The sequence below is a fragment of the Pedobacter sp. 01T416_2 genome, assembly GCF_056398925.1.
In genome coordinates, this window is record NZ_JBFTQI010000199.1 from 1 (window position 1) to 8285 (window position 8285).

General features: G+C 38.1%; 8 protein-coding genes. 5 read left to right on the plus strand and 3 right to left on the minus strand.

Going from position 1 to position 8285, the window contains the following annotated elements; translation table 11 throughout:
• Nucleotides 1–125: 125 nt before the first annotated feature.
• Together AC1DPQ_RS10600 and AC1DPQ_RS10605 are read right to left on the minus strand one after the other, a co-directional pair.
• Nucleotides 126–770: a hypothetical protein gene (locus tag AC1DPQ_RS10600; RefSeq protein WP_477609184.1), complete on the minus strand. Its 645-nt coding sequence runs from the start codon at nucleotides 768–770 to the stop codon at nucleotides 126–128.
• 60 nt (nucleotides 771–830) lie between these two features.
• Nucleotides 831–1826 (minus strand): alpha/beta hydrolase, encoded by a 996-nt coding sequence (locus tag AC1DPQ_RS10605; protein WP_477609186.1) that lies wholly within the window; start codon nucleotides 1824–1826, stop codon nucleotides 831–833.
• 287 nt (nucleotides 1827–2113) lie between these two features.
• Between AC1DPQ_RS10605 and AC1DPQ_RS10610 the strand changes: the two genes are divergently transcribed.
• The 5 genes from AC1DPQ_RS10610 to AC1DPQ_RS10630 all read left to right on the plus strand — a co-directional run bounded on the left by AC1DPQ_RS10610 (nucleotide 2114) and on the right by AC1DPQ_RS10630 (nucleotide 7907).
• Nucleotides 2114–3085 (plus strand): polyprenyl synthetase family protein, encoded by a 972-nt coding sequence (locus tag AC1DPQ_RS10610; RefSeq protein ID WP_477578330.1) that lies wholly within the window; start codon nucleotides 2114–2116, stop codon nucleotides 3083–3085.
• Complete coding sequence (locus tag AC1DPQ_RS10615; RefSeq protein WP_477578328.1) at nucleotides 3085–4140, plus strand: TerC family protein; 1056 nt, start codon at nucleotides 3085–3087, stop codon at nucleotides 4138–4140. The genes AC1DPQ_RS10610 and AC1DPQ_RS10615 overlap by 1 nt, the downstream gene beginning before the upstream one ends.
• Before the next feature lie 492 nt (nucleotides 4141–4632).
• A complete protein-coding gene (locus AC1DPQ_RS10620) occupies nucleotides 4633–6081 on the plus strand; it encodes a M20/M25/M40 family metallo-hydrolase (RefSeq protein ID WP_477578327.1) in 1449 nt (482 codons plus the stop codon).
• A 594-nt stretch (nucleotides 6082–6675) separates the two neighbouring features.
• Nucleotides 6676–7512: a M23 family metallopeptidase gene (locus tag AC1DPQ_RS10625; RefSeq protein ID WP_215125341.1), complete on the plus strand. Its 837-nt coding sequence runs from the start codon at nucleotides 6676–6678 to the stop codon at nucleotides 7510–7512.
• Nucleotides 7513–7517: 5 nt separating this feature from the next.
• On the plus strand, nucleotides 7518–7907 hold the full coding sequence (locus AC1DPQ_RS10630; RefSeq protein ID WP_477578325.1) for a bactofilin family protein: 390 nt from the start codon (nucleotides 7518–7520) through the stop codon (nucleotides 7905–7907).
• 50 nt (nucleotides 7908–7957) lie between these two features.
• Here the strand turns inward: AC1DPQ_RS10630 and AC1DPQ_RS10635 are convergent.
• On the minus strand, nucleotides 7958–8285 hold a 328-nt coding region (locus AC1DPQ_RS10635), incomplete at its 5' end, for a CBS domain-containing protein (protein ID WP_477609188.1).

An 8285-nucleotide genomic window follows, 5' to 3' on the forward strand; every position in this document is an offset into this window, starting at 1 on the left:
TTCATAATGAGCGAGATTTAGATTTGTTTAATAAATATACAATATTAGCCGTCATGCTGAATTTATTTCAGCATCTATATAGTAGTAAATAGCCCGATCTGAATTAAATCAGGAAATGGTGGCGATTATTGTTCTAAATATTTTTGCAACTCATATTTATCTCCAGAATATGACTCCATTAATTTTTGAACATTTTGAAATATTTTTTTTGCTGGTTCTTCATGATCATGGATCAATCTGAATACATTTCCACGTTTGTTAACGGCGATATAGTTTCCGTCTTCCATATCTAAAATGGTGTAATAATATTTTTCGTCGAGCTCAATTTCTATAGTATCTTCAATTTCTAATAAGTTTTTTTGCTCTTCGCTAACATTAGAAAGGATTTTTTTAAGTTTTTTTTCGTCCGTGTTTTTTAAGATGAAATCTTCTTTATACAAGTTATTAATCCTGAGTTCTGATAATTCATACTCACTTCTTAGTGTTGTGTTAAGTGGTAGGGAGATATCTTGAATGAGATTATAGGAAATTGTTAATCTTATTGGAATRTAAGTTCCTGTTTGTTTGTTTAACACTTCAACCCCTGTTAAAAAGAAATGTTTTTTATGTTTCGCTCTGTTTCGCTCATAATAGAAATTATCCGTGCTTTGATGTAAAATATATATTGTTTTATCTGCAAGCTGCCCTGCTGTGCTGAATGTCCAATGCAGATAATTGTCTGCCATCTCAGGAAAATCGTTTGCTAGCAACATTACGATATTCTCTTCCAATTTTTGTATGTCTTTCTTAAATCTTCGCGCCTTTAAAAAGTTGATTATCATTTCTCAAATTTAATGATGAACAGTTATTGCCAACGTACTCCCCACAAAACTTTCAATAGCCTTTTCTACACTTGGTAAATCCTTCGAAGTAATATACGATCCCATTACGTGATTCCCTGCGTTTGGTATGGCTTGTTTTCTTTTTAAATTATTAGGTGTACCCAGTTCATCGAACATTTTCAGCATAGCATCTACACGGACTACAGGATCTTGTTCGAGTTCATTTTTGTAATAATAGAGCATTAAAACAGGTTGTTTTACTTTTTGGAAAGTCGTTTTTACCATACTGCTCTCAATAAACTCTTCCAGCTCTACCAGAGATTCGAGGCGGTAATTGGTATACCAGTATTTTTTATATTCGTCAGTGCGATCGTCTACTTTGCGTTCATCGCCACCCACCACTTTTCGGGCAATCTGTAAACCCCATGGGTTATTCAAAAGCCATGCATTTTTATCGTTAATGGCCACATTTGGCGACAATAAAATTAAACTGTTAATTTCAGGATAGGTGGCCGCTAGTTTTAAAGCGACAGTTCCTCCGGTAGAAGTACCCACTAAAATCACCTTTTTGCCTAATTTTTTACCGATGGCATAAGCCTGTTTACTGGTTTCCCAAAGGCGGTCGGCAGTGAAATATTGCATAGGTGCAAGTGTATCAATGCCATGGTCGGCCAAACGCGCTAAGTATAAATTGGCATTTAATTCTTTGGCCAGATTTAGGTAAACGGGGTTTCCTTCTGTTTTTGATGCCGAAAAACCATGCAGGTAAACAATGGCATACTCGGTTTGCTTGTGGAGGGGATCGGCCCAGATGATTTCGGCTTCGTTACCCGGTTTTATTTTGTGCATCGATTCTATGCTGGCCACATAACGGTCTAAATCTTCCAGATCGGGCACCTGTGTGAGTTCTTTGTTATAAACCGGCTTTTTGGGTTTTGGCCCCAATAAGTAGCCTGCAACAATTAATGCCGAAAGGCCGATAAGTACTTTGTAGCGTTTTTTCATCTATGGCTCAGCTAATATTAGTTTAAATGTAAAATTTGAAATTAAATAAAGCTAATCTTTTTGAGGAATTAGTTATGATACTGAGTGGCTATTACCTGCACTAACCCATAATGTTAAACCTGATGGCGCCAAATAGCCCACAGCCTGAAGGCGAGGACTATGGGCTATAGCAGGAGCAAAAGATGTTAAAGATTAAGCTATTGCTTTTCAAATCCTTAATAATACGATTGTACATTACCTTTTTATGGGAAATTAGCTTAAGTTTGCAATCAAAATTTTTCGACTTAATGCCGGGAATCGAACAGATAAAAACACCTATTGCTACTGATATTAAAGCGTTTGAAAAAACCTTTAAAGAATCTATGCATAGCGACGCACCGTTGCTGGATAGGATTACCCATTATATTGTAAAGCAAAAAGGCAAACAAATGCGGCCGATGTTCGTATTTTTTGCGGCTAAACTATGCGGTGGCATTACAGAATCAACCCATCGCGGGGCTGCTTTGGTAGAGCTTTTACATACGGCTACTTTGGTGCATGATGATGTGGTAGACAATGCTTACGAACGCCGCGGCTTTTTCTCTATCAATGCTTTATGGAAAAACAAGATTGCCGTTTTGGTTGGCGACTACCTGTTGGCTAAAGGATTGTTGCTTTCAGTAAACAATAACGAACACCGTTTGTTACAAATTGTATCGGAAGCGGTGAAACAGATGAGCGAGGGTGAACTGTTGCAGGTAGAAAAGGTGCGGAGGATGGATATTTCGGAAGATTTATATTTTGATGTGATCCGACAGAAAACCGCTTCTTTAATTGCTTCTTGTTGTGCTGCGGGTGCTGCTTCGGCAGGTGCTGATGATGAAACGATAGAAAAAATGCGTCTGTTTGGCGAAAAAGTAGGGATTGCCTTTCAGATTAAAGACGATACCTTCGATTTCGGTACTGATGATGTAGGCAAACCTTTAGGTATTGATATTAAAGAGAAGAAAGTAACGCTGCCTTTAATTTATGCACTGAATAAAGCTGAAAAAACTGAGCGTAAAAAAATAATTAACCTGGTGAAAAACCACCAGGACGATCCGGTTAAAATTCAGCAGATTATAGATTTCGTAAATGCCCACGAAGGTGTGTATTACGCGAACCAGAAAATGCTGGAGTACCAAAAGGAAGCATTTGATATTTTGCACAGTTTTGAGGCAGGCGAAGCACGAACTGGTTTAGAACAACTTGTACTGTACACCACTGAACGTAAAAAATAATGGGTAACGAATTACTTTTTAGCTTAGGTTTTCTTCTTTTTATTGTGTTGATTCTTGCTTTAGACCTTGGTCTATTTAGCAGAAAAGAACATGTGGTGAGCTTAAAACAGGCTGGAGTAATGAGTTTGATTATGGTGGCTTTGGCTATCGGTTTTTACTTTATCCTGTTAACCGAGGGGCATCAGCTACATGGAATAAAAGATTTTGCACACCTGCAAGAAATTGTAACGCGACACCAGCATCACATTAAATTAATCCCTGATGATTTTGAAGGAAGTTTAGCGATTTATAGGCAAAACCTCGGCTTAGAATTTTTAACCGGCTATGTAATTGAATATGCACTTTCTGTAGATAATATCTTTGTGATCGTACTCGTTTTTTCAGCCTTTGCCGTTGAAGAAAAATATTATCACCGTGTATTGTTCTGGGGTATTTTGGGTGCCATTATTATGCGTTTCATCTTCATTTTTGTTGGTGCAGCATTAATTGCAAAATTTGCCTGGATACTCTATTTGTTTGGCGCTTTCCTTGTTTTTACTGGGGTAAAAATGTTCTTTAGCAAAGATGAAGATGATAAGATTGATCCGGAAAATCATCCAGTGGTTAAATGGGCCTCGAAAATATTTTCTATCCATCCAAAGTATGAGGGCAAAAAATTCTTCGTAAAAATTAACCATAAAACACTGGTGACACCTTTATTTTTGGTACTGCTGATTGTTGAGTTTACTGATCTTTTATTCGCTGTCGATTCTATCCCTGCTATTTTTGCGGTAACAAAAGATCCCTACATTGTATTTTTCTCTAATATTTTTGCCATCATGGGTTTACGTTCCATGTTCTTCCTGTTGGTGAATATCATCCATAAATTTCACTATTTAAAAACCGGATTGGCCGTATTATTGGCCTTTATCGGGGTTAAAATGTTGGGGCATACTTATCTGGAGAAATGGGGTTTCACTACTGAGCATTCGCTTATCATCATATTGAGTATCTTAGTGATGAGTATTGTAGCTTCATTGGTGTTTCCTAAGAAAAAGGCGCATGTGCAATCTTAGTTTACCATTAAAGGTTTTTCCCAAAATTATTCTGATCACCTGAGTCACCTGAGGGCATTTAAGCTTTTTGTGGTGTAAAGTGCTAAGTGGCATAACTGCACTTTGCTGTGCGGCCTAGCAGATTTTCGTAGGAAAAAGAACAAAAATCTTTGCAGTTTCACCAATACTTCCACAGGCCAAGGCAGTGTTAAGCGAGTGTGGTGGCAACGAAGTTAGGAAAGAGCCTATAGACTGCCGCAATTGAGATTTTTGTAGTTTTTTACAAGAAAGGATGCAAGCCTTGATCTTTTGTTTCTTTTCTATCAAGAGAAAAGAAAGAGCCCATCGGCGGCGGTGAGCCGAAGCACGGTTGTGCATGGGGAAAAGACTGCTAATCCTTTGTCTTAGGATAAAAAATATACTTATCTGCTATTACTCAAAAGCAAAATATACGTTACAGCTAGTAATCTCTAGCTAAAATTTGTACTTTCAACAACTAAACTATTATTCCTAATGAAATATCTTTTCGCTGCAGCGCTTCTTTGTACCGCTTTATTTGTAAATGCCCAGGATAAATTCGGTGATGTTTTTGCCAAAATCAATGCTGATGTACAGCAAAATTCAAAAGCTTATCAAACACTTAAATATGAAACCGAAACTATCGGTCATCGTTTAACAGGTTCTACAAACGGCGCAAAAGCAGAGCAATATGCTTTCGATTTATTAAAATCTTACGGTTGTGAAGTGAAGTTTCAACCTTTCGAAGTAGAAAGCTGGGCAAGAAAAACAATCAGTGTAGAAATTGGTGCTGATAAAAACAGTCTAACCAAAATGAAGGCTGTTACTTTAGCACATTCACCGGTTAGTGCAGACGTTACTGGCGAGATAGTAGATGCAGGTAATGGATTGGAGGCAGATTATCAAGGCAGTCCTGAGAAGTTTAAAGGTAAAATTGCATTGATTTATCTTGGTGTATTACCAGGCTCTTCGGCTGGAACAAAGTCATTACACCGCTCAGAAAAGACGGCCATTGCCACAAAATATGGCGCAATAGGTGTCATCATCATCAATACCGTAAAAGATGGCGTACTTTTAACTGGAACAGCTTCGGTAACGGGTAAATTGATCTCTATTCCTGCTATTTGTATTGGACTGGAAGACGGTACAGCTTTGAAGGAAAAAATTAAATCACAGCCACAGATCGCGCATATTGCCATGACCAATTTCTCGGGTTTGATTAAAGCGAGAAACGTAGTGGCAACTTTTAAAGGAACTGAATTGCCTAAGGACAAAATTGTAGTCGGTGGACATTTAGATAGCTGGGATTTAGCAACCGGTGCAATCGACAATGGAATTGGCTCTTTTGCTATTATGGATATGGCACGTACCTTTAAAAAGCTGCATTTAAAAACCAAACGTACCGTAGAGTTTGTACTGTTTATGGGCGAGGAGCAAGGTTTGTTGGGTTCCAAAGCATACATCGATCAGGCTAAAAAAGACAAAACATTAAACCAGGTTAAGTTTATGTTGAACTATGACATGACCAACGATCCGAAAGGTTTTTCTACCTCACGATCAGAAATGAAAGATTTGTTTACGGCCTGGGGAGCTGATATTGTAAAAATTGATACCGGTTTTAAAAACTTGTTTAATGCTGGTGCAGGTTTACACAGCGATCACCAACCGTTTATGCTGGAGGGGATTCCTACTGGCGGTGGTTTTGGTGGTAAACTGCCAAACAATTCTGGTCCATTTTATCACTCAGACGGCGATAGTTTTAAACTGGTTGATGAGCAGGAGCTTAAAAATACAGTGCGTTACAGCGCCATGTTAACTTACGCTTTAGCCAATACACCGAAAATTCCAGTTGGTGTTCAGGGCGAAGAAGAATTGAGGGCTTTCTTAGAATCGCAGAACCTAAAGGAGCCTTTGAGTATTGCCGGTGAGTGGAGGTGGAAATAATTTCATAGATTTTCCTGCCTCTTTCCTTACGGGGTGATTACACTGATGTTGCCTGCGGGTTGATTACACAGATGTAGGGATTACACAGATTTTTTACATAGTTAACTTACGTAAGATAATTCGTCATTTCGACCGTAGTATTCCAAAGGAACTCCTTCGGAGGAGAACCCGAAGGCTCTGCGAAGCAAAATCTTTGTGAGAACTGCCTTAAAAGATTTCTCGACTTCGCTGCGCTCGAAATGACGGAAATAAGTTACCTGTAGAGTTGTCATTTCGACTGATGGTCATCGATTTAAGCATTTGTTTTTATTATTTATGGTATGCTTGCTTCACAGGTTTCATCGGTAGCGAAATGGAAGAATCTTTCTTTGTGTTAGCGCTCGTTTTGAACCATTGCTAAATAGTTGTACGGCGAAAGCCACTTAAATGTTACACATCCGGCTTTATTCGTTTAAGCTATATAGTAACTGTTAATTTAACGTTTAAAACATGTGTTTTTACGGTATAGCTAATGTTAAACTTCAACTTTGTGTTTGACTATGTGGTTGTTAATCATATATTTGTTTTAGTCCCAAACAAAAAATCTGAGTAAAAATGAACAGAAAACGGAACAAAACAACCGTAATTTTTGTAAATAATAATCAAAGTTCAAGCAAGCCAATCCAAGTTCCAACAGGATACATTGTACATTGGAAAAAGTATATTTTAGGCGTTTTAGGATTATTCTTAATACTTATATCCAGCATATTTTACCTGATCCGTAGTAATTCGAGTGTAGAATTAGCCAAGAGTAAACTCGAACTGGCGCTTTTAAAAAGTAAAGACAAACTATCTGTTATCGATACTTCTTCCCTAAAAAAGCATTACCAATCAATCGATAAAAAACTGCTTACCATCAATAAATACCTAAAAGCAAGAGGATTAAAGCCAATTTTAACGGGCAATGAAGGGGGAGAGCAAAGTGATGATATTTTATCGGCTGAAGAGATCGGCGAGTTTTACGACAACTACCTGAGTAAAATTGCCTATAACGTGGCCTATACGCCTATGGGTTATCCACATTTAGGTACAATCACATCCGGGTATGGGCACCGCGAAAACCCTTTTAGTGGTGAAAATGTGGAGACACATAAAGGACTTGATATCAGGGCCAATTATGGCGACATTGTTAAATGTACAGCGAACGGTAAGGTGATTTTTGCTGGAAGGCGTGGTGGTTATGGCAATTGCATCGTAATTAAACATGGTAATGGTTTTGAAACCTACTATGGTCACCTTTCTAAAATTTTGGTAAAGGTAGATGAGGATGTGATTGCTGGCAATAACATTGGCAAAGCGGGTTCAACCGGGCGGTCAACTGGCCCTCATTTACATTATGAAGTGCATAAAAATGGTAAAGTTATAAATCCAAGATCCTTTTTAACCTTATAAGAAACATGTTCAAGAAAAACAATCAGATTAAAGACTTAAATCAACAAGAGATTTCGACTATCATAGGCCTCGGCTTTACCATTACAGGCGAACTAAAAGGAAAAGCAGTTATAAGGATCGATGGAACTGTAATTGGCAATGTAAATGTTGAAGGCGGTGTTGTTTTAGGTGAAAAAGGGATGATTAAAGGCGACATTCAAACAGGTTCAGCCATTATTTATGGAACCGTTAACGGAAATGTTAAAGCCCAAAACCTGGAAATAAAAAAGACAGGTAGGGTTAATGGCGATATTAAAACAGAGGCCATTGAGATTGAGCTAGGCGCACAATACAATGGAAAACTCGAAATGCACCAATCAGGCAAAACTGAAGATAAAGTAGCTGTAAAAGCGTAGGCCTCATTTATTGGTTGGTGTCTCACCAACCAACATAATCCAACTCAGCATTAACCACTAATGTAGCTTTCCAATTGCGAAATGGTCTGTTTTTGATCTGCAATGATAAACTTTACCACATCACCGATTGAAACCATTCCTTTTACTTCGTCGTTTTCTACAACTGGTAAATGACGGATGTGTTTATCGGTCATCAGCTCCATGCAGTAATCAATACTGTCGCTTAAATTAATGGTGATCGGACTGGCCGTCATCGCTTCTTTAATCAAGGTATCTTTTGATGATTTGCCTTGAAGGATGATTTTCCTGGCATAATCGCGTTCCGTAAAAATGCCATGAAGCCGATCATTTTCCATGACCAATACCGCACTGATGTTC